The organism is Pseudomonas sp. WSY_20 (assembly GCF_043104335.1).
GTDB classification, from domain to species: Bacteria; Pseudomonadota; Gammaproteobacteria; order Pseudomonadales; family Pseudomonadaceae; genus Aquipseudomonas; species Aquipseudomonas parafulva_B.
In genome coordinates this window covers 41,932-64,307 of record NZ_JBICKP010000037.1, presented here as the reverse complement: position 1 = coordinate 64,307, position 22,376 = coordinate 41,932, and the positions used below count along the sequence as shown (strand labels likewise).

General features: G+C 60.4%; 18 protein-coding genes and 1 tRNA gene. 8 read left to right on the top strand and 11 right to left on the bottom strand.

What is annotated here, in order from left to right:
• Positions 1 to 72: 72 nt before the first annotated feature.
• The 5 genes from ACF8E5_RS10515 to ACF8E5_RS10495 all read left to right on the top strand — a co-directional run bounded on the left by ACF8E5_RS10515 (position 73) and on the right by ACF8E5_RS10495 (position 8,958).
• The gene (locus ACF8E5_RS10515) at positions 73 to 2,574 is read left to right on the top strand and encodes a type VI secretion system Vgr family protein (protein WP_392475243.1); all 2,502 of its coding nucleotides are present in this window, start codon (positions 73 to 75) and stop codon (positions 2,572 to 2,574) included.
• A gap of 14 nt (positions 2,575 to 2,588) precedes the next feature.
• On the top strand, positions 2,589 to 5,561 hold the full coding sequence (locus ACF8E5_RS10510) for a hypothetical protein (protein WP_196186373.1): 2,973 nt from the start codon (positions 2,589 to 2,591) through the stop codon (positions 5,559 to 5,561).
• Positions 5,558 to 6,706 (top strand): hypothetical protein, encoded by a 1,149-nt coding sequence (locus ACF8E5_RS10505; RefSeq protein ID WP_196186372.1) that lies wholly within the window; start codon positions 5,558 to 5,560, stop codon positions 6,704 to 6,706. The genes ACF8E5_RS10510 and ACF8E5_RS10505 overlap by 4 nt, the downstream gene beginning before the upstream one ends.
• A 281-nt stretch (positions 6,707 to 6,987) precedes the next feature.
• Entirely contained in the window at positions 6,988 to 7,644 is a 657-nt protein-coding gene (locus ACF8E5_RS10500; protein ID WP_197844709.1) for a hypothetical protein, read from the top strand.
• Between the two features lie 138 nt (positions 7,645 to 7,782).
• Positions 7,783 to 8,958 carry an integrase core domain-containing protein gene (locus tag ACF8E5_RS10495; protein WP_196186370.1) on the top strand — a complete coding sequence of 392 codons (1,176 nt, stop codon included), beginning with the start codon at positions 7,783 to 7,785 and terminating at the stop codon, positions 8,956 to 8,958.
• Positions 8,959 to 9,098: 140 nt separating this feature from the next.
• Here ACF8E5_RS10495 and ACF8E5_RS10490 read toward each other — a convergent pair.
• From ACF8E5_RS10490 to ACF8E5_RS10455, 8 genes are all read right to left on the bottom strand, one after another.
• Positions 9,099 to 9,174, bottom strand: a tRNA-Gly gene (locus ACF8E5_RS10490).
• A 64-nt stretch (positions 9,175 to 9,238) separates the two neighbouring features.
• The gene (gene pgsA, locus ACF8E5_RS10485) at positions 9,239 to 9,799 is read right to left on the bottom strand and encodes a CDP-diacylglycerol--glycerol-3-phosphate 3-phosphatidyltransferase (protein ID WP_023534788.1); all 561 of its coding nucleotides are present in this window, start codon (positions 9,797 to 9,799) and stop codon (positions 9,239 to 9,241) included.
• A 33-nt stretch (positions 9,800 to 9,832) separates the two neighbouring features.
• Positions 9,833 to 11,656 (bottom strand): excinuclease ABC subunit UvrC, encoded by a 1,824-nt coding sequence (uvrC, locus tag ACF8E5_RS10480; RefSeq protein ID WP_196127930.1) that lies wholly within the window; start codon positions 11,654 to 11,656, stop codon positions 9,833 to 9,835.
• Between the two features lie 5 nt (positions 11,657 to 11,661).
• Positions 11,662 to 12,300, bottom strand: a complete 639-nt coding sequence (gene uvrY, locus ACF8E5_RS10475) for a UvrY/SirA/GacA family response regulator transcription factor (RefSeq protein ID WP_027916239.1) — start codon at positions 12,298 to 12,300, stop codon at positions 11,662 to 11,664.
• Positions 12,301 to 12,363: 63 nt separating this feature from the next.
• Complete coding sequence (locus ACF8E5_RS10470) at positions 12,364 to 12,753, bottom strand: helix-turn-helix domain-containing protein (RefSeq protein ID WP_392475241.1); 390 nt, start codon at positions 12,751 to 12,753, stop codon at positions 12,364 to 12,366.
• A 109-nt stretch (positions 12,754 to 12,862) separates the two neighbouring features.
• Complete coding sequence (locus ACF8E5_RS10465; protein WP_197844712.1) at positions 12,863 to 13,306, bottom strand: GNAT family N-acetyltransferase; 444 nt, start codon at positions 13,304 to 13,306, stop codon at positions 12,863 to 12,865.
• 37 nt (positions 13,307 to 13,343) lie between these two features.
• Positions 13,344 to 13,841, bottom strand: a complete 498-nt coding sequence (locus ACF8E5_RS10460) for a PaaI family thioesterase (protein WP_392475240.1) — start codon at positions 13,839 to 13,841, stop codon at positions 13,344 to 13,346.
• A gap of 57 nt (positions 13,842 to 13,898) precedes the next feature.
• Complete coding sequence (locus ACF8E5_RS10455; RefSeq protein WP_100851900.1) at positions 13,899 to 15,281, bottom strand: amino acid permease; 1,383 nt, start codon at positions 15,279 to 15,281, stop codon at positions 13,899 to 13,901.
• A 334-nt stretch (positions 15,282 to 15,615) separates the two neighbouring features.
• Here ACF8E5_RS10455 and ACF8E5_RS10450 point away from each other — a divergent pair, with 334 nt between their 5' ends.
• On the top strand, positions 15,616 to 16,869 hold the full coding sequence (locus ACF8E5_RS10450; protein ID WP_326384207.1) for an aspartate aminotransferase family protein: 1,254 nt from the start codon (positions 15,616 to 15,618) through the stop codon (positions 16,867 to 16,869).
• 8 nt (positions 16,870 to 16,877) lie between these two features.
• Here ACF8E5_RS10450 and ACF8E5_RS10445 read toward each other — a convergent pair whose 3' ends face one another.
• Positions 16,878 to 17,180, bottom strand: coding sequence for a hypothetical protein (locus ACF8E5_RS10445; protein WP_027916244.1), 303 nt, complete (start codon positions 17,178 to 17,180; stop codon positions 16,878 to 16,880).
• Positions 17,181 to 17,357: 177 nt separating this feature from the next.
• On the opposite strand from ACF8E5_RS10445, the gene ACF8E5_RS10440 reads away from it, so the two are divergent.
• Complete coding sequence (locus tag ACF8E5_RS10440) at positions 17,358 to 17,783, top strand: hypothetical protein (RefSeq protein WP_078478317.1); 426 nt, start codon at positions 17,358 to 17,360, stop codon at positions 17,781 to 17,783.
• 36 nt (positions 17,784 to 17,819) lie between these two features.
• Here the strand turns inward: ACF8E5_RS10440 and ACF8E5_RS10435 are convergent, their stop codons facing one another.
• Together ACF8E5_RS10435 and ACF8E5_RS10430 are read right to left on the bottom strand one after the other, a co-directional pair.
• On the bottom strand, positions 17,820 to 19,262 hold the full coding sequence (locus ACF8E5_RS10435; RefSeq protein WP_392475239.1) for a SulP family inorganic anion transporter: 1,443 nt from the start codon (positions 19,260 to 19,262) through the stop codon (positions 17,820 to 17,822).
• Between the two features lie 85 nt (positions 19,263 to 19,347).
• A complete protein-coding gene (locus ACF8E5_RS10430; protein ID WP_392475238.1) occupies positions 19,348 to 21,057 on the bottom strand; it encodes a S8/S53 family peptidase in 1,710 nt (569 codons plus the stop codon).
• A gap of 207 nt (positions 21,058 to 21,264) precedes the next feature.
• Between ACF8E5_RS10430 and ACF8E5_RS10425 the strand changes: the two genes are divergently transcribed.
• Positions 21,265 to 21,999, top strand: a complete 735-nt coding sequence (locus ACF8E5_RS10425) for a secretin N-terminal domain-containing protein (protein WP_392475237.1) — start codon at positions 21,265 to 21,267, stop codon at positions 21,997 to 21,999.
• Positions 22,000 to 22,376 lie beyond the last annotated feature (377 nt).

The window sequence follows — 22,376 nt, the reverse complement described above, 5'->3', positions numbered from 1 at the left end:
CCAGCGCCGGCAGCGGTTTCTCTTTGCCCACGGACTGCCGGACACCCCATGCCGGCCCGCAAGGAGCACGTCATGCCGCGCCAATCCGACCTGCGCTTCACCGTCACCGCACCTGCCGGCGATTTCGAGGTGGCCGCCTTCTCCCTCGACGAGGCTCTCTCCACCCCCTTTCGCCTGCACCTCGAACTGGCCAGCTTCGACCCGGCCATCGATTTCGCCAAACTCCTCGACCAGCCCCTGACCCTCCACATCGCCCAGGGCAGTGTTGTGCGCCATGTCCATGGCCTGGTCAGCACCTTCGAACAAGCCGACACCGGCCACCGCCGCACCCGTTACCGTGCCACCGTCGAGCCCGCCCTGGCCCGCCTCGGCCTGTGCGCCGACTGGCGCATCTTCCAGGCCTTGAGCGTTCCCCAGATCATCGAGCAGGTTCTCAAGCAGCACGGCATCTCCGATGTCGAGCTGGTCTCCACCCGCGAGCACCTGCCGCGCGAATACTGCGTCCAGGCCGGCGAGACCGACCTCGCCTTTGTCGAGCGCCTCGCCGCCGAGGAAGGCTTCTACTACGCCTTCGAGCACCGCGCCGACGGCCACCGTCTGATCGTCAGCGATCGCCTCTACAGCCACGGCACCCTCGACGGTGAACCCGTCACCTACAATCCCAATGCTGGCGGTGACCAGCCCGCTCCGGCCCTGCACCGCTTCGCCTATGCCGAGCAGGTGCGCACCGCCCGCCAGACCCAGCGCGACTACACCTTCACCCACCCGCGCTACAACCAGCAGCACAGCATCGACGGCCCCGAGCTCGACCACCAGCGCAGCGACTACGAGCGCTACAGCTACCCCGGACGCTACAAGCAGGACGAGGCCGGCAGGCCCTTCACCGAAACCCGCCTGCTCGCCCTGCGCGGCGATGCCCGTCTGGCCCGGGTCGAGGGCGACGATGCCCGCCTGCTGCCCGGCCCCGCGTTTACCCTCAGCGGCCACCCGCGCGACGACATGAACCGCGGCTGGCGTACCCTGCGCCTGCACCACGAAGGCGTGCAGACCACCAGCCAGCAGGAAGAGGCCGCCGACGCCGAACAGGGCACCCGCTACCACTTCAGCGCCGAGCTGCTGCCCGACCACGCCGACTGGCGCGCGCCGCTGCCGCCCAAGCCGCGCATCGACGGCCCGCGCATCGCCACCGTCGTCGGCCCCGAGGGCGAGGAAATCTACTGCGACGAGTTCGGCCGTGTGAAGATCCAGTTCCCCTGGGATCGCCTCGCCGCCTGCGACGAGCACAGCTCCTGCTGGGTGCGCGTCGCCCAGAACTGGGCCGGCCCGGCCTGGGGCCATATCGCCATCCCGCGTATCGGCCACGAGGTCATCGTCGACTTCCTCGACGGCGACTGCGACCAGCCCATCGTCACCGGCCGCGCCTACCCGGCCACCCATCCCACTCCCTACAAGCTGCCGGTGCACAAGACCCTCAGCGCCATCCGCAGCAAGGAGCATCAGGCCGGCCGTGCCAACGAGCTGCGCATCGACGACACCCATGGCGAGATCAGCGCCGCGCTGATGAGCGACCATGCCGACACGGCCCTCCACCTGGGCTACCTCACCCACCCGCGACCCAAGGGCGGCGAACCCCGTGGCGAGGGCTTCGAGCTGCGCACCGATGCCAGCGCCGCCCTGCGCGCGGCCAGAGGCCTGCTGCTCTCAACCGAGGCCCAGCCCGGTGCAGGCGGCGGCCATCTTGTCCGCGACCAGGCCATCGCCCTGTTGGAGAGCGCGCTGGAACTGGCCCGCAATCTCGGCCAGGTGGCCGGCGACAACCAGGGTATCGGCCACGACCCCGAGCCGCAGCAGACCCTGACCACTGCCGTACGCGAGCTTGACCACGGCGCCAACGACCACCCCGAAGGCGCAGGCACAGGCGGCGAACCGCTGGTCGCCGTCAGCGCCCCGGCCGGCGTTGCCGTAGCCACCTCGCGCAGCATCGCCCTCGCCGCCAGCGAGCATATCGACAGCGTAGCCCAGCAGCACCAGCACCTCACGGCCGGCAAGAACATCGTGCTCAATGCCGGTGACGAAATCGGCCTGTTCGCCCAGAGTGGCGACCTGCGCCACATCGCCCACCAGGGCGAGGTGCTGGTGCAGGCCCAGCACAACAGCATCAAGGTGCAGGCCGAGCAGAGCATCGAGCTTAGTGCTTCCCAGCAGTACGTGCAGATCGACGCCGGCACGCACATCACCCTGCTGTGCGGCGGCGCCTACCTGAAAATGGAAGGCGGCAACATCGAGCTGGGCATGCCCGGCAGCTTTATCGTCAAGGCGGCGAATCACCAGCAGGAGGGGCCGGGACAACTGAGCCGGACGGTGAACACCTGGCCGCACGCGAAGTTCGACGACAAGTTCCAGGTGCTGCTGTATGACGGCAAGCCTGCTGCCAATTACGCCTACGTCATTACCCGTGCCGACGGCGCGACGATCGAGGGCGTTACCGACAGCCAGGGCATGGTCGATGTTCAGCGTGGCCTGAGCATGGAATCGCTTTCCCTGGAAATCCTTGAACCGAATGATGCTAATTGACAGGAGACCCCGGCATGAGCACGGAAGAAACCACTTGCCGCCAGGTGGGCTCGCGGCTTGACAGCAAGACCGCCAACTGCCGCTTCGACCATACCCTCACGCCGAACAAGCGGACTGATCTGGTGCAGCTGCGCCTGCCGCCACCGCAGCAGGGTTTGGCGATCTACCCGTTGCGCTATGCCGTGCTGCGCCATGAGTTCCCCCGCGCCAAGTTCCCGACGCTGAATTTTTCCGGTTATGCCGAACTGGGCGACGGCTACCATCTGGGCGTACGCGAGCTGCGCCCGCGCACCCAGCTTTACCTGCTGTACACCGAGAATGGCACGTTCAAGCACAAGCATTACCAGGTAACGGATGCGGTGCAGTTCGCCGAGGTTGTCACCTCCGAAGAAGCCGGCACAACCACGACCTCGACCGATCAGCAAGGCATCCCGGTTACCGTCATGCCCACGGTCTCGTCGGCTGTCGGCTTCATCACCGCGCCGCTGCCAACCGCCGAGCGTGACATCGGCGACACGGCCTATCTGCTGGTCTGCGATACACCGCTCACCGCTACCGTACTGGGCAAGCTGGAACGCAATGAAGGCGGGCTGCGCACCGCCACTACCACGGAGATCCGCCTCAAAGGTGGCCCCCGGCAACCCCATGTGCTGGGCACCGAAACGCTGAAGGACATACCCGCCCTGGCCGAGGACGAAAAACAGCGTCTGTCACTGCTTGAATGGAGCGAAAACCAGCCACAGGAAATGCTCGGCGGCGAGACGATTCACCTCGTCTGTCAACGCCGCTCCCAGCAGCCCGGCCAGTCGCAGCGCCAGGCCCCCGTGGCCGTGGCGCTGCATGACCCGGTTGGCGTCATGAGCGAGTTCGGCCACCTCACCGGCAGGTGCGTGCTGGATCTGCAGGAATGGTCTGATCGCGAGCAGGTGCCGCGCAAGGTCATGGTGTCGAAGTGGATTGATGAATTAGGCCAACAGAAGGAAGATAGCGTCAGGCAAGACAGGCTCAACAATGATGCGGTCTGGGGTGGAATAAAACACGCAACGAACGCTACTCAGAACGTAGTCTATAAGGAAGCCGTTCGTGCCTCGAAGGAGGCTCGCAGAAAACGTCTGGAAAGCGCCCGCAACGATGAGCGCCGCGACTTCATGGCCACCTATGAACAGAAGCGCGATGAGTTCATCGCCGCCATTGATAAAGCCGCTGCTGCGGCCTATGCCATGTACACCGCCCTGGAACTTCGCCACGGCGCCGTCATGCAGTTGTACGATGAAACCGATGTAGAAAGCTTTATCTGCCTGCGCCGCGCCGTCACCTACTCGATGACCGTGCTTGCCTGCGATCCGCAGGGCCGCCAGGTTCTGGAAGCCATGCTGCCCGAAGCCGGCCCTACTGGTCTGATGGCACGCGCCATCAAGGGATTTCCAGATTTCGCGGAGTTTATCGATGCGTCTATCGGGCAGCAGAGTGCTCTAATCGCCGCTAGCCGGGTTGCTGACATCACACGCGAGTTAGCAAACAAGGTGCCTCCAGACGATACCAGCCGCTATCTGAGCAACATCGTCACAGAACTGGTAGCTCGTACTCGCCTGCGCACCCCCGAAGCATTTGAACGCAGCATGTATTTTCGTGCGTTCCAGTTAATGGATGGAACTCTTGCCCAACGTGAAACCGTACCGCTAAAAGACGCCGGCAAGTGGCTACTGGAGAACAACGGCGGAAAACCAATCAACGGCTTCCGTCCGATCACCATGGCTAGACACGCCAACGAACTCATTTCTTTATACAAGAGCGAACCGATACAAAGCCACTTGAGTGAAATTGAGGATAATGCCAAGCAAGTAAGGGGAAAATCTAATAATTGGCATGGGATCAAGTTTACCATCGGGTCTTTTGGTGTCTATCTGAGCACCCGCAACTTACAAGAGGTGGTGAGTAAGATTGGCGAAAAAGATGGATGGACTTTAGTCAACTCCCTTAATTTGGCTTCAAGCATAATAGAAACCGGTAGTGCTCTAGCTGTAATCAGCGAAGCAGGGTATCAAGGCAGAGAAGCAGCAGCTATGACCCGAGCGAACCAAGCGGGAAGTGAGCTTGCGAAACAAAGAGCAACAATCTACGGGAACTTAGCAGTAGGGCTACTAGCACTATCCGCAGCGACAACAAGTATCAAAGAGCTCTGGTTAACTGCAAACTCCTCCTCCGGCAGCCAAGCAACCGCTCATGCAGTGGGGAGCGTCTTACAAGCCGCAGCTACAACAGTTGGTGGATTACACCTAATGGGCAATCTAAGTAGGCAAAATAGTAGCAGCTACTTATCATCGCTCTCCCGAAGAGTGATGATAAATTTAGCGGTGCATGCCGACACTTCAGGTGCTGCCCGATTAGCCCTCGGAATCGCCCGTTTGGGTTCAGGATGGATTGGATGCATATTAATCGCCCTGACTGCTACCTACCAAGCCGTAAAAAACTGGAACGAGCAAAACGCCGATGAGAGTAAGGTTACGGATTGGATTGCCCGCAGTATCTGGGGAACCGGCATGCGTAAACGCTTGTTTCGTAGCGATGAACCTCTGACCGAATTTACTCCCAAAGAGGAAATCAAAGAATTCTATCGGTTTTTTATGGAGCCCCATATCGAAACAGATGCAGCAGTACTGAGAACGCTGGGCTCTTTGACTTTCCCAGTATGGGGCGCCATCAACCAAGTAAAACATGGCAGCCAGTTACCAGCAGATGCCCGTACCGTCACTGTGGCCTTACCCGGCTGGCAACCAGAGGTTAGCGCCTATACCATCACCCAACATAATGAATTCAAGTTTGCCGGCATACAAAAAACGCTAGATAACCCGGACTTGGTTCAACTTCGCAACGGCGTCGGCTATATTAATTACCATACAGACACTTTAGGGGGTGATATTGAGGTCAAGTATTTGCCCAATGGTTTTGCTGAGCCCAACTTTGTATTGGAAATGAAGAAGACATGAATCAACAACAGGAACTACCACAAACCAGGGAGGAACTGAACGCCAGAATCGACCAACTCTGGCGTGAGGAACTGGAGTGGGTGCGTCAGCACCCCAACCCTGACCTTACCGAATTCAGCGAGCTGATCAAAAAAGAAACACACAAAAGCAATGTAAACAAACTTCCTCCATTGGATATCGCCATGTGGCCGGCAGATGTATTTTGCAACATTAACATTGGCGACACCGAAAGGTTCAATGACCACTTTATAGAACCACCAATGGAAACCCGCGCCTCAGGCGGAGAAAAAATCTTTTGGGGATTTCACAATGGCATGGTGTTATTACTGCTCTCCCACTTGATTGTTGGTAACGAGGATCCCATTTCCCTGCTACTTTTTTATCTTATCGTACTTGTAGTTATTGGCCCCATTATTTATTTCGTAACATTCCGATTTGGAAAAGAAAAACTCGGCCGTACTCGTTATAACCGCCAGGCTCAACTAGTACATATCGACAATGGTAAGGGACATGTTGCCCATATTCCTTGGCGGAACGCAGTCCCCTTAGTACAAACCGGCTTTTGGCCATCCAGCATGATGCGTATCTGCGTACCTCGTCCCCAAGCGGATGCAGAGGAATTCAATCTCCGCACCTCTCGCGCGCCCGGTACACTTGATGACAATCTACGAGATATCTATGGTATCGATATCGCATTAAGCAATGAAGATCATTCCTCTATCCACAGCAATCTACAGCGTCTGGAGTTTATGCGGCGCTATATGGAACACGGCCTACAGGCTATTCAGCCGCACCCACAAGCGATACAGCAAGGGCTAGTGGAAGACCCTGAACAACGCGACGGGCCTAAACGTATCTGTGCCACAGGCTGGGACGGCAAGTACGTTATCTACCCCTTGGGCCGTATCTGGCATTATTTTTGTTTTGGCCCATGGCTGGATAGTCGTGCACGCCGTCGCCTTGAGGGCTTTGAATGGAACGATGAGGTCAAGAACCTCTGCGGCCCCAACCCCGATCTGCGCGGCCTGAACACCCGCCCGGTCAAATCCCGCACCGATGTCTACTACCGCCCTGACGGTGCCAGCTACCGGCTGGTGGATCGCTGGGGCAACCCGCTACGCTTCGAGCCGGCCAAGCAGGCCTGATGGCTGGTTCGCGTATGGCACTGGCCCTGCTTCAGCCCGTTGCTCGATAGGTACACACGCCGTGGCTCCGAGAACGCTGGATGTAGCGACGAAGTCCAGAATCTCTGCGGCCCCGCTCCCGACCTGCGCGGGCTGGATACCCGGCCAGTCAAATCCCGCACCGACACCTACTATCGCCCAGCCTACGACCACCCCGCCAGCTTCGGCTACCGCCTGGTAAATCGCCACGGGCACCCACTCCCCCCGTCGCCTCAGTCACTATCAACAAGGAAATGAGCCTGATGGAAATACGGTTCGAGCAGGCAGACGAAAATGCGCACGATACGATCTTCAAGTTGCTTCAGGGCGAAGGGCATCGCCTTGATAAGATCAGAATGGATCACGACTTTAATGTGATCGAATTGGATGGCAAAAGAGTGCTCGAACAACGCGGCCCCGCCATATCCCTGATCATCAATGAAGCACCAAACCAACTCGAAAAGCAGGCATTCGACTGGCTGAACGAACATTGCCAGCTACGCCCTGCCAAGTACAAGGACGCCTGGTTCTATGCGCTTTGTGCGTGTGGCGGGTGGGTCCTGATCCGCTCTCCCTACCTTGTGGAGGGCGCATCATTTGCCGAAGCAGCAGTGCTTCTCACCATGAATCTGCTATCCACCACTCTGTTCGTGCTGGCCTATCTCATAGCCCGAACAAAATCCCGGCAGAATACGTCCGGACAAGCCTTCAGCATCAGGAAGAACAAGCTGTTCTGGGTGGGAACAGTACTGGTGGCCTTGCTATTCCTGGTGGGCTTGGCAGCCCTGTTCGATAAACCCAGCCTTGCCGCCGTTTCTCTCCTGCCATTGCTTAGCCTGGGAACCGCCGTCATGGCATTTCGCAAGACACGCTACTTCCACACGCTCGAAGTGTTGCAGCGCCATGAGGCAACAGCATGATCAGGCGAATCTTTTCCCTTGCCAAAAAAGCGCTTCCTGCCCTTGCTTTGGTATGACTCACCCACATGGGTTACCAATCAGTTCACACACATGGGTAACAGTTTTTAATTGGCAGGGTCGGTTTTTGAGGATCTGACCATGCCATGGCGAGAGCTGAGACCTATGGACCTGAAACTGCTGTTCATCGCGGACTACATCAAGGGTCCGCCCAGCTTCAGTGCGCTTTGCCAAGCCTATGAAATCAGTCGTAAGACTGGCTACAAGTGGGTCAAGCGCTATGAGAAGGACGGACCTGCCGGCCTCCAAGACCTTAGCCGTCGTCGGCATTCCCAGGAATGGGTGGTGCCGCTTGCGGTGCATGAGGCGATCACTGAATTGCGCGGTCGAGGCGAGACAGAACCCGGCCCCAAGAAAATCCAGGCGGCTTTGCAGGAGCGCTTCCCCGATCAGAAACCGCCATCTAAGACCTCGATCTACAACATCCTGAAGAAAGCTGAGCTCGTCAAACCACGGCGATTGCGTCAGCGCGTCGCGGTTTACCCTAAGCCATTACAGAAAGCAGAAACCCCTAACCAGCTGTTCAGCGCCGATTACAAAGGGCAGTTCCTGACGGGTGCGGGAGTCTGGTGTTATCCATTAACCATCATGCATCACGCCAGTCGATTCTTGCTGGCGTGCCACAGCATGGCGAATACCAATTTTCAGGAAACCCAAGCAGTTTTTACCCGCGTGTTTCGCGAGTATGGTCTACCGGAGCGCATCCGCACCGACAATGGGGTCCCGTTTGCAAGTAAGGGACGAGCTGGCCTTTCTCAGCTATCAATCTGGTGGTTGCGCCTTGGGATCATTCCTGAGCGGATCGCACCCGGAAGGCCTGAGCAAAATGGTCGACATGAACGTATGCATCGGACCCTGAAAAGCACGCTTCCATCACCGCCCGCAATTGAATGGGATGCTCAACAACAACACTTTGACCGGTTCATGCAGCACTACAATCACGAACGTCTGCATGAAGCACTGAAGCAGAAAACACCGGCATCCTGCTATGAACCTTCACCGCGCCAGCACCCTGAAAAGCTGCCAGACATGACCTACCCGAGTCACATCGATAGCCTCCAGGCCGACTGCTCAGGCATAGTCAATCGACGTGGCCTAAGGATCTACGCGGGGAATGTGCTCAAGCATCAGACCATTGGACTGGAGGAAGTAGAAGACGGGATCTGGGATGTTATCTTCGGTCCAATCATTCTTGGAAGGATCGATGAGAGGGATGCAATCGATGGATATGTGACACTCCAGGTGTTACCTGTGTGAGTGTACTTTTTTGTAACCCATGTGGGTGATCCGTACAGATGTGGGTGAATTCCAGTAGACTTCGCTGGAATGAAAAAAGGGCCAAAAGGCCCTGTTTTCAATGGCTTGCAGACTTCGGTGGACGTCTACAGAACCTAAATTGGAGCGGGAAACGAGACTCGAACTCGCGACCCCGACCTTGGCAAGGTCGTGCTCTACCAACTGAGCTATTCCCGCGTCGTGATGGGTGCCATTGTAGCGATATCCAAAATGGCGTCAACCCCTTGATTCAAAGAAACTTTTATTTCTGCTCCGAGCCTTCGCGCAGGTGCGGCCAGGCAGCCACCAGGTAATGCACCATCGACCACAGGGTCAAGCCCGCCGCGACTAACAACAACCCATAACCCAGGATCACCCAGAAGGTTACCGCTGGCGGGTTGCCCAGCAGGATCACCAACGCCAGCATTTGTGCAGCCGTCTTCCACTTGCCCAGGTTAGACACGGCCACGTGCGCCCGCGCGCCCAGTTCGGCCATCCACTCGCGCAGCGCCGACACCACAATCTCGCGACCGATGATGACCGCAGCGGGCAAGGTGAGCCAGAAGTTGGCGTGGGTCTGCACCAGCAGCACCAGCGCAACGGCGACCATGAGCTTGTCGGCCACCGGGTCCAGGAACGCACCGAACGGGGTGCTCTGCTGCAACCGACGCGCCAGGTAGCCATCCAGCCAGTCGGTGGCGGCGGCGACGGCAAATACGCTGCTGGCGGCCATGTAGCTCCAATGGAACGGCATGTAGAACAGCAGGATGAAAATCGGGATGAGCAGAACGCGTAGAACGGTGAGCAGGTTTGGAATATTCATCGGTACGACTGGCCGCGGGTTGAACCCGGCATTCTACTCGCTATGCAGGCTGGCATAAATCGACTCGGCAAGCTTTTTACTGATACCCGGTGCCTTGGCAATCTCGTCGACACTGGCGCGGTTGAGCTCTTGCAGGCCGCCGAAATGTTTCAGCAAGTCCCGCCTGCGCTTGGGCCCGACGCCTGCCACATCCTCCAGGCTCGACACCCGCCGGGCCTTGCCGCGACGGGCACGGTGGCCGGTGATCGCGAAGCGGTGGGCCTCGTCGCGGATCTGCTGGATCAAGTGCAGCGCTGGCGAATCACCCTTGAGGGTGAATTCGTTGTGCACATCGTTCAGGTAGAGGGTTTCGAAACCAGCCTTGCGCGTCACGCCTTTGGCCACGCCAAGCAGGGTCAACTCGCTGAACCCCAGTTCCTGCATCACATCGCGCGCCATGTTCAACTGGCCCTTGCCCCCGTCCACCAGCAGCACGTCCGGCAGCTTGCCCTCGCCATCGCGAATGCGTCCGTAACGACGGGTCAGGGCCTGGTGCATGGCGGCGTAGTCGTCGCCGGCCGTGACGCCCTCGATATTGAAGCGCCGGTAGTCCGACTTGATCGGCCCTTCCGGCCCGAACACCACGCAGCTGGCGACCGTCGCCTCGCCACTGGAGTGGCTGATGTCGTAGCACTCCAGGCGCTGCGGCACTTCGTCCAGGCCCAGTACTTCGGCCAGTGCGTCGAAGCGTGCTGCCATGTGCTGGCGGTTAGCCAGGCGTGCGTTGAGCGCCTGCTCGGCGTTAGTCACTGCCAATTGCTGCCAGCGCGCACGGGTGCCACGCACACGATGGCTGATGGTCAGCTCGCGGCCGCGCAGGGCGTTGAGGGCCTCGGTGATGGCCGCGAAGTCCTCGTGCACCACGTTCACGATCAGCTCCCCCGGCAACTCACGCTCCGGGTTGCCGACGTAGTACTGGGAAACGAATGCCGCCATCACCTCGGAAACGTCTTCCTCGATGCCGACCTGCGGGAAGAAGTTCTTGCTCCCTAGCACACGCCCACCACGGACGCTGATCATGTGGACGCAAGCGCCACCGGGGTTGACGAACGCGGCAATGACGTCGACTTCGCCGCTGCCCCCTTCGATGTACTGCTGGTCCTGTACGCGGCGCAGCAGGCCGATCTGGTCGCGCAGTTCGGCTGCTTTTTCGAAATTGAGGTCCATGGCGGCCTTTTCCATCTCGGCATTGAGCTCATTGCCCAACTGCTGGCTGCGCCCTTCCAGGAACATCACCGAATGGCGTACGTCCTCGGCATATTCCTCGGCGCTGACCAGGCCGGTGCAGGGCCCCTTGCAGCGCTTGATCTGGTATTGCAGGCATGGACGGGTGCGGTTGGCGTAGTAGCTGTCTTCGCATTGCCGTACCAGAAAGGTCTTTTGCAGCACGCTGAGGCTCTCGCGGATGGCCCCAGCACTTGGGTAGGGGCCGAAGTAGCGCCCCTTGGCTTTCTTCGCGCCCCGATGAATGCCAAGCCGCGGGAACTGACCGTCGGAAAGGAATACATAAGGATAGGACTTGTCGTCACGCAGCAGGATGTTGTACGGCGGGCGCCACTCCTTGATCAGGTTCTGCTCCAGCAGCAGCGCCTCGGTTTCGTTGGCGGTGATGGTGGTTTCCACCTGGGCGATGCGGCTGACTAGTGCAGCGGTCTTGGGCGCCAGCCCGGACTTGCGAAAATAACTGGCCAAGCGTTTCTTGAGGTTCTTGGCCTTGCCCACGTAGAGCAGCCGCGCATCGGCGTCGAACATTCGGTACACACCCGGGCGACCACTGCAGGTCGCCAGGAATGCGCTGGCATCAAAGACTTCAGACATGAGATTTACAGGCTTGCGTCAACCATACCGTGGCGAACGGCCAGCAATGTCAGTTCGACGTCGCTGGTGACCGAGAGTTTTTCAAAGATCCGGTACCGGTAGGTATTGACGGTCTTGGGCGAGAGGCACAACTTGTCGGAAATGATCTGCACTTTCTGGCAGCCGACGATCATCAGGGCAATCTGGATTTCACGCTCGGACAATGCATCGAATGGCGAGCCCTGTGGCTGGAACGACTTGAGCGCCAACTGCTGAGCAATCTGCGGGCTGATGTAGCGTTGGCCGGCAAATGCCAGGCGAATGGCCTGGACCATCTCGTCGAGGCCGGCGCCCTTGGTCAGGTAGCCGGCCGCCCCGGCTTGCAGCAGGCGCGTGGGGAACGGGTCTTCTTCACACACGGTCACTGCCACCACCTTTATGTCAGGGTGGCTGCGCAGCAACTTGCGCGTGGCCTCAAGACCACCGATGCCAGGCATCTTGACGTCCATCAGCACAACGTCTGGCTTGAGCTCGCGCGCAAGCTTGAGCGCCGATTCGCCGGAGTCCCCTTCACCTACTACCTGCAAGCCGTCGATATCGGCCAGCATGCGCGTAATACCGGTTCGTACCAGATCGTGGTCGTCGACCACTAGGACCCTAATCAAGCACACACCTCTTCAGCAGGGCGATTGTATGACGCCACCTTAACAAAATTTTTCAAGACCGGCCTAGCGCATTGCTTTCGTCAGAAACGACTGACGACCTGGGTCTGAATATATACGCCCCGGCTGCTCATGCCTGTGGTCAGACAGACGTTTCAACAGGTGAACAATCGCCGCCTTGTCGGCCTCAGCCAGGCCCCGAAGCGCGTTGAGCACGTCCGACTCCTGCGCACTAAGCCCATGCAAGGGTACAGGGATGCGTACCCCGTTCAGAACATACAGCGCATCAACCCCCCTGGCCGCTACCGCAGCCAGGTAATCGACACGTGGCATGCGCTCCCCACTTTCGTATTTGCCCTGCGCGTTGGGTTCCACCCCACCGATATCGCCGAATACACGCTGGGTCATACCCAGCCGTTCACGTTCTTCCCGCAGCCGGGGGCCGATTCCATTCATCCGGGCGTCTCCTTGTCCCTGGGTATCTCCGAGCAGCGCCACGTCCACATGCACCGCTGCCTCGGTTACAAAGGGCACTATGCCGCTGCCGGACGACTGGGACAAGGCATCATTGCCCTGAGCAATCGATCCTGCGCTGCATGCGCACAAAACAATCATCCTCGCCCATTTCGACGAACCCTTGTCGCTGGTAAAGCCTGCGCGCCGGATTGGTGCGAAACACCATCAGCCTGAGTAGCGCCAAGCGCCGTTGGGCTGCCCATTGTGCGAGCGTTTCGAGCACCCAGCTGCCAATCCCCTGCCCCTGGTAAGCGGGAAGCAAATGCAACTCCCGGATGAACAGTGCCTGGCTATCCTGGCTGAGGCTGCAGAAACCCAACACGGCGTCGGTATCGGTCACCAGCCACTGCTCGCGCCACTGCCAGGCCTGGTCGAAAGCCTGCTCCACCCAGAGCAGGTCGTATTGGTGGTAATACGGCAGCATGAGGCGGCGCGTCAGGTCGCGGGCGAACGTCAGATCACTGTCAGTGGCAGGAATGAGTTGCAGCATCACGCGTTCTCCCGCTCAGGCAGGCTTGGCCGGAACGAACTCACGCCCTTGCGTGGGCTTGGCGCTGCAATGCATCGGTATCGACACGAACGAACACCGAATCGGCCCTGACGGTGAGCACCCCAGCGGCCCACACCTCGCAGATCACCCGGCTTTTGCGTGCCACTTCTCCCTCGACTCGAGCCTTGAGCAGCAGCTCAACCCCCATGGGTGTCGGTTTGAGGTACTCAAGCCCCAGGCGGCCAGTGACGCAATCGATACGCGGCAAGCTGCCAGGCGCCCGGCCTTCGCTTCGATAGTGATAGGCCATGGCCGTCCAATTGGAGTGGCAGTCCACCAGCATTGCCAGCAATCCGCCATAGACCAGCCCCGGCCAGCCGGTAAAGGTAGCGTCGGGGGTGTGTCGACAGACCAGATGAATGCCGTCTTCGGCCCAATGGCTTTGTACACGGAGCCCGTGCGGATGGGCGCTGCCACAGCCATAGCAAATGCCATCCGGGGCAGCCACTGCCTGCAGGCTCAAGGCTTGATCGTTCATACGCTTCCTGTGCTTGTTGTAATGAGGGCGCGCTACGCCCTCATTAAAGCAGATAGGTCACGCGGTTTGCAGGCTCGCCTTGCCGGGGCGCCTGGCCAGCGCCACCACGAGGATGAACGTCGTGACCCCGGCTGTCATCAATGTCTCGTACCGGTAGGCATCGCTGAACAACATGTACCCCAGCACCAGGACGATGGTGGCGATCACCAGCCAGGTGAGCCAGGGGAACAACCACATCTTCAGCTCCAGCAAGCGCCCTTCGCGCTCCGCGCGCGCGCGCATGCGCAGTTGGGACACGGCGATGACCAGATACACCAGCAACGCGATGGCACCGGTGGTGGACAGCAGAAAGCCGAACACCTTGCCTGGGAACACATAGTTGACCAGACACCCGGCAAACCCTGCCAACGTCGAGAGGATCACCGCGACCGTAGGCACGCCGGAGCCTGCAATGCGCCGGGTGATGGGCAGAGCCTGCCCGCGGGCGCCCAGCGAATACAGCATGCGCGAGGCGGTATACAGCCCCGAGTTCATGCAACTGGTCACGGCCACCAGCACCACCATGTCCACCAGCAGCTTGGCGCCAGGCACGTTCAGCACCTCAAGGACCCGTTGGAACGAGCCGACTGCCTTGAGCCCTGGGTCATTCCAGGCGACCAGCGAAACCACCAGGAAGATCGAAGCCAGGTAGAAGATCGCGATGCGATACACCACCAGGTTGGTGGCACGACGGATCTTGTCCTTGGGGTTGGCCGTTTCGTCGGCAGCGATGGTGACGATCTCCGCGCCGAAGAACGAAAAGATGGTGATCAGTACACCGCCCAGTACGGTGCCAAAGCCGTTGGGCATGAAGCCCCCGGTATCCCAGAGTCGGCTGACCCCGGACACGTCGGCCAAGGGCCAGAAGCCAGTCACCGCCAGGGTACATACGACGATGAAGGCAACGATGGCCACGACCTTGATCAACGCGAACCAGTACTCGAAGGCGCCGAAGTTCTTGACGCTGATCAGGTTGGTACCCGATAGCACGAGCATGATCAGGAAGGCGAACAGCCAGGACGGCACCCCGGGAAAGTAGGCATGCAGGATATCAGCGCCGGCGATGGCCTCGACCGGAATGATCAGCACCCAGAACCACCAGTACAGCCAGCCGATGGTAAAGCCCGCCCACGGGCCGATGGCCTGCGAGGCGTAGGTGGAAAAAGAACCGCTGTTGGGGTTGGCGATGGCCATCTCGCCCAGCATGCGCATCACCAGCAACACCAGCAGCCCGGTCATGGCATAGGAAATGAGGATCGCCGGGCCTGCCGTGGCGATGGCGTTGGAGGAGCCAATGAACAGCCCGGCGCCTATGATGCCGGCAATGGAAATCATCGATACCTGACGGGATGTCAGGCCATGTTGCAAGGAACGCTGTTTCTTGTTGTTCGGGGAAGCCATGTTGAACCCTCTGACTGGATCGCACGGTCATTTTTTGATCCGGGTAAGTATTGAGACTTGCCAGAGGTGTCACAAACGACGTTTTATCAGTACGTAATTCCTTGAGGGAATGATTAAGCGTCCTCCTGCGTGGACTACGTTCCCTAGCGTGGCGTATGAGCCTCCCTTGCAAAAGGGTGAATCATGTTGTTCAAAGAGCATGACCAGTGCACCACTGATCACAGCCTCGGGCACATCAAGAACCGTAGGAATGAAACCAATCCAATAATTCGTTTGCACCCCCTGACCCCTAGGCGCTTGGATAGGCAGTACATCGCCCACAGGTCCCCGCCTCATGAACCACGACTGCATCAGCCAATCCATCGCCATCGTTCATCCCATTACCCTTGCACATGGCCGCAACGCCGAGGTGTGGGACGACCAAGGAAAACGCTACATCGATTTCGTAGGCGGCATCGGCGTGCTGAACCTGGGCCATTGCAATCCAGCGGTCGTACAAGCCATACAGGATCAAGCCAGCCGCCTGACTCACTACGCTTTCAACGCAGCCCCACATGCCCCTTACCTTGAGCTGATGGCGCAACTGAGCCAATTCATCCCGGTCGCTTACCCGCTGGCCGGCATGCTGACCAACAGCGGCGCGGAGGCGGCCGAAAATGCCCTGAAAGTAGCCCGCGCGGCGACCGGCAAGCGCGCCATCATCGCCTTCGATGGCGGCTTCCATGGCCGTACCCTGGCCACCCTGAACCTCAATGGCAAGGTCGCCCCTTACAAGCAGCGGGTCGGCGAGCTGCCGGGGCCGGTGTACCACCTGCCCTACCCCAGCGCCGACACCGGGGTTACCTGCGAACAGGCTCTCAAGGCCATGGACCGCCTGTTCAGCGTCGAGCTGGCGGTGGAGGACGTGGCGGCGTTCATCTTCGAGCCGGTGCAAGGTGAAGGCGGGTTCCTCGCCCTTGACCCAACGTTCGCCCAGGCCCTGCGCCGTTTCTGCGACGAGCATGGCATCCTGATCATCATCGACGAGATCCAGTCGGGCTTCGGGCGTACCGGGCAGCGCTTCGCCTTCCCACGTTTAGGGCTTGAGCCCGATCTGCTGCTGTTGGCCAAAAGCATTGCCGGCGGCATGCCGCTGGGTGCGGTGGTCGGGCGCAAGGAACTGATGGCAGCGCTGCCCAAGGGCGGCCTGGGTGGCACTTATTCAGGCAACCCGATCGCCTGCGCAGCGGCCCTGGCCAGCCTGGCACAGATGACCGACGAGAACGTCGCTACCTGGGGCGAACGCCAGGAGCAGGCAATCGTGCGCCGCTTCGAGCACTGGAAGGCTACTGGCCTGAGCCCGTTCCTCGGCCGCCTGACCGGGGTCGGTGCCATGCGCGGAATCGAGTTTGTCCAAGCCGACGGCAGCCCGGCACCGGCGCAACTGGCCAAGGTGATGGAAGCGGCTCGCGCCAGGGGGCTGCTGCTGATGCCCAGCGGCAAGGCCCGGCACATCATCCGCCTGCTGGCACCACTGACCATCGAGGCCCACGTGCTCGAGGAAGGCTTGGATATTCTCGAGCAGTGCCTTGCCGAGCTTGGCTCCTGAAGAGGGGCTTAGAGACCCAGCTCTTGCGGGGTAAGCATATCGGACTCGAAGGCAATCCAGCCGCCTTCGAGTTCGGCGTGGCCGTTGACGATCGGGCCGTAGTAGGTCAGGCCATTCTCCAGGGTCACGCAGATGTGCGTGGCGTTCTTTTCCGGAGCGGCCAGCGTACCGACGAAATGCACCTTCTTGAGGGTCTCGGTCACCGCTTCCAGGCCCACGCGCATGCTGGCGTTTTCCGAGGCTTCGATGTCGCCGCCTCGGTCTTCGGCGCTGATGGTGATGGTGGCGATGTACGGGTACTGGTTGCTCAAGCGGGTCTACCTCGAAACGTGGGTGGGCATAGGGGCGCGTAGAGTACGGCAGCGGCCGCGCCTTGTCTCTAGCGTTCGCCCGCCGAACCGCCGCGGTGCAGGCCAACACAGGTGATCTGCTCGCAACGATCTGTTAGGGTGCCGGCCGATACACGCCCTAGCATACGAGGATCCCGAGTGAGCGCTGAAGAACCCATGATCGCCGACCTGTTCGACGTCGACAAACGCCTGTCCCTCAAGCCGGTGGTCGATTTCAACAGCTATCTGCGCAATGCGTTTGGCGAGGGGCCCTGCCGCTGCCACCGTTGCCTTGAAGGCGCCGACCAGACGAGCTACGCCCTGGCGCACACATTCTCGTTCGACGGCCGGCCATGGCATCGCCGCTTCGCCAGTACCGCCGCCAGCGACGTGGCGCAAGTCCTGAAAAAGGCCTGGCTGTCGTACACCAAGGTGGATCTGACGCTGTCCGGCATCCTCGACCTGACCACCGTACAGACCTTCACGGATGCAGCGCTGCACCCGCGCCTGCTCGCCCTGCTGCCCGCCAGCGGGCTGGCCCATGAAGCGGACGGACAGTGGCACCTGCAGGCCCCGGCTGACTGAAGCTCTGGCTTGCGGCCCATGCGGGGGGCCGCCGCCTCAGTGCTGTTCGCCGGCCCGCTTGAGCAGCTTCTTGCAACGTTCGGACAAATGCACCACCCGCAGGTGCTTGCCGACTTTGGCATAGCGCTCGCGCAAGGTTTTCAGCGCGGCAATGGCCGAATAGTCCACAAAGCTCAGGTGCTGGCAGTCCAAGGTCACCTCGGCCGGGTCATTGGCCGGGTCGAACTGGTTCAGGAACGGCGCGGTCGAGGCGAAGAACAAGGTGCCGTGCACCTGATAACGCTTGTGCCCGTGCTCGTCCTCATGGCTGTCGGCGTACAGTTCGCGCGCATGCTGCCAAGCAAAGTTCACCGCCGCGATCACGATGCCGAACAGCACGGCCATGGCCAGGTCGGTGAACACAGTCACCACGGTGACGGCGATGATCGCTAGCATGTCGTTCACCGGCACCTTGTGCAGCACCCGCAGCGACGCCCAGGCGAACGTCTGTTGCGCGACCACGAACATGACACCCACCAGGGCCGCCAAGGGGATACGTTCGATCAATGGCGAAAGGAACAGCACGAACAACAGGATCATCACCCCGGCCATCACCCCGGAAAGCCGCCCTCGCCCACCGGAACTGAGGTTGATTACCGTCTGACCGATCATGGCGCATCCGCCCATGCCGCCGCACAATCCCGACACCATATTGGCCGCCCCGAGTGCCACGCACTCGCGGTCCGGAAAGCCGCGGCTTTCGGTGATCTCGTCCGTCAGGTTGAGGGTGAGCAGGGTTTCGAGCAGGCCCACCATGGCCATCAATACGGCATAAGGGGCAATGATCTGCAAAGTTTCAAGGGTCCAGGGCACCGCCGGCCAGGCCAGCTCCGGAAGGCCACCGGCAATGTGGGCCATGTCACCCAGGGTCCGGGTCGGCAGGTCGAACAGGTACACCAACAGGCCTACACCCAGGATCGCAACCAACGCCGGAGGCACGGCGCGGGTGAGCCTGGGCAGAATGTAGACCACCGCCATCGTCAAGGCCACCAGGCCGACCATCAGGTACAAGGGCACCCCGTGCAGCCAGCGCTCGCCTTGCTTGAAATGCTCAAGCTGGGCCATGGCAATGACGATCGCAAGACCATTGACGAAGCCGAGCATTACCGGGTACGGCACCAGCCTGACCAGTTTGCCCAGACGCAACACGCCGAACAGGATCATCACCACGCCCCCGAGCAACACCGTGGCCAGCAGGTATTGCGCGCCGTGCTGCACCACCAGGGCGACGATCACGACAGCCATCGAGCCCGCAGCACCGGAAATCATCCCCGGCCGGCCGCCGAACAGCGCGGTCAGCGTGCAAATGACGAATGCGCCATAAAGGCCCATCAAGGGGTTGAGGTGTGCCACCAAGGCGAACGCGATGCATTCGGGCACGAGGGCAAACGAGGTGGTCAAGCCGGCCAGCAGGTCGGCACGTAGGCGAACGGGTTTCATGGAATTCCTGGGTGACGGTCCAGAACGGACGGAGTGCGAAAACAAAGGCGCGATGTTACGGAATTTGTCAGCCAGGAGCCACCGATCAGCGCACCCGATCGCGGCTCTGCACCGCCAAATCCAGGGCACGCTGCATGTCCAGGCGCGCAGAACGCCCAAGGTCCGGGTCATCCAGGCGCCCGCCTCGCTCCGACGGCAAAATGGGGGCAGTCAAGTCCTCGGCATCCATCGCCTCGAAATCCTGCTGCTCGCCAAGGGTCAGCGCACTGCGACGTAGCAGCATACGCACCTGCGTCGGGGTCAGCGCCGGGTTGATCGACAGCATCGCGGCCACGGTGGCCGCCACCAAAGGCGTGGCATAGGACGTGCCGCAATGGGGTTTGGCTTCGCCGGAGGGGCGCAGGCATGCGGCGGCGCTGACATCCACACGGCTGTCGATGTTGGAGCTGTGGCGCTTGCGCACATGCCGCGGGTCACTGACGGGTACAGCGTGCTCACTGCGCTGATGGCCGCCCACCACCAGCAACTGTTCGGTGACGAAGGACGACGGCAATCGGTATTCGTCCGTGCCCGACCACGAAGCCCCATTACCCGCGGAATTCACCACAATCACATCCGGATGCTTGGCCCGCAGCCACAGGAAAAACTCCTCCAGCAGCTCTTCATAACCGCTCATGGCCAGCCCGGAACGGACCAGCGAGTCGACCTCATCTCCCTTGATGTTACGGGCACCTAGCCGGTGAATGCCCCAACTCCAGTTCAGCACCCGCACACCGTCCTGCACCAGGTTGACGGATGCGGCGATATTGGCCGTGATACCGGCGTCGGAATTACGGTCGACGATCACATCGAACCCCGGGCTTGCCTTGCCCAGCCCAGCGAGAAAGCCTTCATCCTGGGCGGCGAAAATGCCCGCCACATGAGTGCCATGGCTAGCAGACTCGCTGCCGTCCCTGGCATACACGCACGTCTGCCCGTGCTCGCAGGCGCCGCGATAACGCGTGAAGCCAGCTGCACCGAAGTCCACACCCCTCTCGATCACACCCACACGCACAGGCTGGACAGGGATTCTGGAGGCAGGGATGCGGCGCTGATAGTAGTACAAGGCGTCCATGAAGCGGTTCGCGGCCCATTCATCGGCCTGGGTGATGGCTGGTTCGGCGCGGTCGTCCCCCTCCTCGCCCCGTTCGGGAGCCGACTCTTCCACGATCACTGCATCGACACTGACCTCCGTACCCATGCGCAGGATCATGGCGTCCCGTTGCACCAGGTCGTGCACCGGCAAGCGCAACTGGTAGACGTTCAGCGGCGCTATGGCGCCCACCACCTGCGCGCCGTACTTTTCGGCAATGCGCCTGGCCTCGTGCAGACCGTCGTATTTCTCTTCTACCAGCACACTGACCAGATTCAGGTAGGTGGTCAGGCCGTCCATGTTCTTGGCCACCTCATCGGGGCCTGCGGCGACCACATGACTGCGTTGACGAGTCAACCACACAGGGTTGCTGGCCTGCCCGTTGACCTCCAGCCACAACGGCGCACTCGGTCCAGGCTGGTCTCCAAGGGTCAGCGTGAACGTGTCACCTTGGCGCTCCAACGCTTTAGCAGGCACTGTCACACCCCCAACCTTGAATGTTGGCGGCTGTTCACCCAGCCCCGTCACGCGCAGGCACCACTGCTGGCGCTCAGTACTCAATACATCACCGCAGCGTTGCAGGTGCTGGATGCGCAGCACATCAGGCGCTGCCTGCAAACCGGCGCTCCACAAGCACCCCCATACGATGAACCAGCGTTTCATGACAGTCGCCCCCGGATGGCCTGTGATTGCGACCCACGACCCCTGCCAAGGTTCAGCCGCTGCCCTGTCCTTCGGGACCCTCCTTGTGGAAGCCGAGGTCCAAGATGGCACCACTGACGATCCAGGAATTAATTGCTGCGAAATAGCTCAGGAAGTCCAGGCGCTGCCGATGCAGCGATTACACTCACCTTTTACGGAGACCTGCCCATGTCTACACGCCCGCTTTTCATCTCGCTGGCAATGCTGGCCAGCCTGAGCGCACAGGCCGAGACTGAGGTCGTGCCGCTGCAGCACCGCAGCAGCGCCGAATTGCTGGCGCCCGCGCAAGCCTTCATCGGCCAGGACGGCACCGTCAGTGCCTTCGAGAACAAGCTCATCGTCAATGCCAGCCCACAACGCATCGGCGAGCTGCGTAATGTGCTCAAGCAACTGGACACGGCCGCCAAGCGCTTGCTGATCAGCGTCGACACCAGCGACAGCCAATTTCAGGATACCCGCGGCAACGCCAGGATCATCCGCCACGGCACCTCCAACCGCGACGGCGGCGTACAGCAGATCCAGGCCAGCGAAGGCCAACCAGCGCTGATTCAGGTCGGCCAGAGCATCCCCGTCACCAGCTCCAGCACCGATGGATACGGGCGCGTGCAGAGCGACACCCAATACCGCAATGTCACCCAAGGTTTTTACGTAACGCCGATGCTTACTGGGGACACCGTTCGCCTACAGATCAGCACCAATAATGATCGTATCAGCCGCGAACGTGCAGATGTAGTGGATGTTCAAAGCACCGACACAACCTTGACCGGCAAGGTTGGCGAGTGGATCGATATGGCCGGGTACAACCAGCAGAGTCAGGCCGGTTTCAGCAGCGCAAGCCATATCTACAGTACCGAGCGGGGAAAAAACATGACAGTGCGAGTGAAAGTCGATGTTTTGGACTGATCCCAGACAGTCTGCGGCCTCGACCAAAGGCCTCTGAACTGACTGATGAGTCGTATTAGACCAAAGATGTAGTAGACCTAAAAAAGCACTACAAAACGTTTGACAGGCACTTTTTCACGAGGGCATGATGGCCTCGCTCCCGCTAATCAGGGGCCCTGGCAAGGGCCTTCGGGGCGCCCTCTGTCACCTTGGAGGCGCCCTGTGTCCGTACAGCCCACAAGGCGGTTCGACGAGGTGGCGACTGCAACGAGCAAGTGGTTGCGAGGGACTCAAGTGCGTCACCGCCGTCACAGCATTCGCGTAGCACCGCAGCGAGGCATCCACGAGCCGACCTGCCGGGGCACCGATGGACCTGACTGCCCGCCTTACCCCTCATC

Coding starts and splice junctions, on each gene's coding strand:
- ACF8E5_RS10450 (WP_326384207.1), top strand. CDS start 15,616: ATGAACCACGACTGCATCAGCCAATCCATCGCCATCGTTCATCCCATT.
- ACF8E5_RS10495 (WP_196186370.1), top strand. CDS start 7,783: ATGCCATGGCGAGAGCTGAGACCTATGGACCTGAAACTGCTGTTCATC.
- ACF8E5_RS10505 (WP_196186372.1), top strand. CDS start 5,558: ATGAATCAACAACAGGAACTACCACAAACCAGGGAGGAACTGAACGCC.
- ACF8E5_RS10515 (WP_392475243.1), top strand. CDS start 73: ATGCCGCGCCAATCCGACCTGCGCTTCACCGTCACCGCACCTGCCGGC.
- ACF8E5_RS10470 (WP_392475241.1), bottom strand. CDS start 12,753: ATGAATGGAATCGGCCCCCGGCTGCGGGAAGAACGTGAACGGCTGGGT.
- pgsA (WP_023534788.1), bottom strand. CDS start 9,799: ATGAATATTCCAAACCTGCTCACCGTTCTACGCGTTCTGCTCATCCCG.
- ACF8E5_RS10435 (WP_392475239.1), bottom strand. CDS start 19,262: ATGAAACCCGTTCGCCTACGTGCCGACCTGCTGGCCGGCTTGACCACC.
- uvrC (WP_196127930.1), bottom strand. CDS start 11,656: ATGTCTGAAGTCTTTGATGCCAGCGCATTCCTGGCGACCTGCAGTGGT.
- ACF8E5_RS10500 (WP_197844709.1), top strand. CDS start 6,988: ATGGAAATACGGTTCGAGCAGGCAGACGAAAATGCGCACGATACGATC.
- ACF8E5_RS10455 (WP_100851900.1), bottom strand. CDS start 15,281: ATGGCTTCCCCGAACAACAAGAAACAGCGTTCCTTGCAACATGGCCTG.
- ACF8E5_RS10430 (WP_392475238.1), bottom strand. CDS start 21,057: ATGAAACGCTGGTTCATCGTATGGGGGTGCTTGTGGAGCGCCGGTTTG.
- ACF8E5_RS10510 (WP_196186373.1), top strand. CDS start 2,589: ATGAGCACGGAAGAAACCACTTGCCGCCAGGTGGGCTCGCGGCTTGAC.
- ACF8E5_RS10425 (WP_392475237.1), top strand. CDS start 21,265: ATGTCTACACGCCCGCTTTTCATCTCGCTGGCAATGCTGGCCAGCCTG.
- ACF8E5_RS10460 (WP_392475240.1), bottom strand. CDS start 13,841: ATGAACGATCAAGCCTTGAGCCTGCAGGCAGTGGCTGCCCCGGATGGC.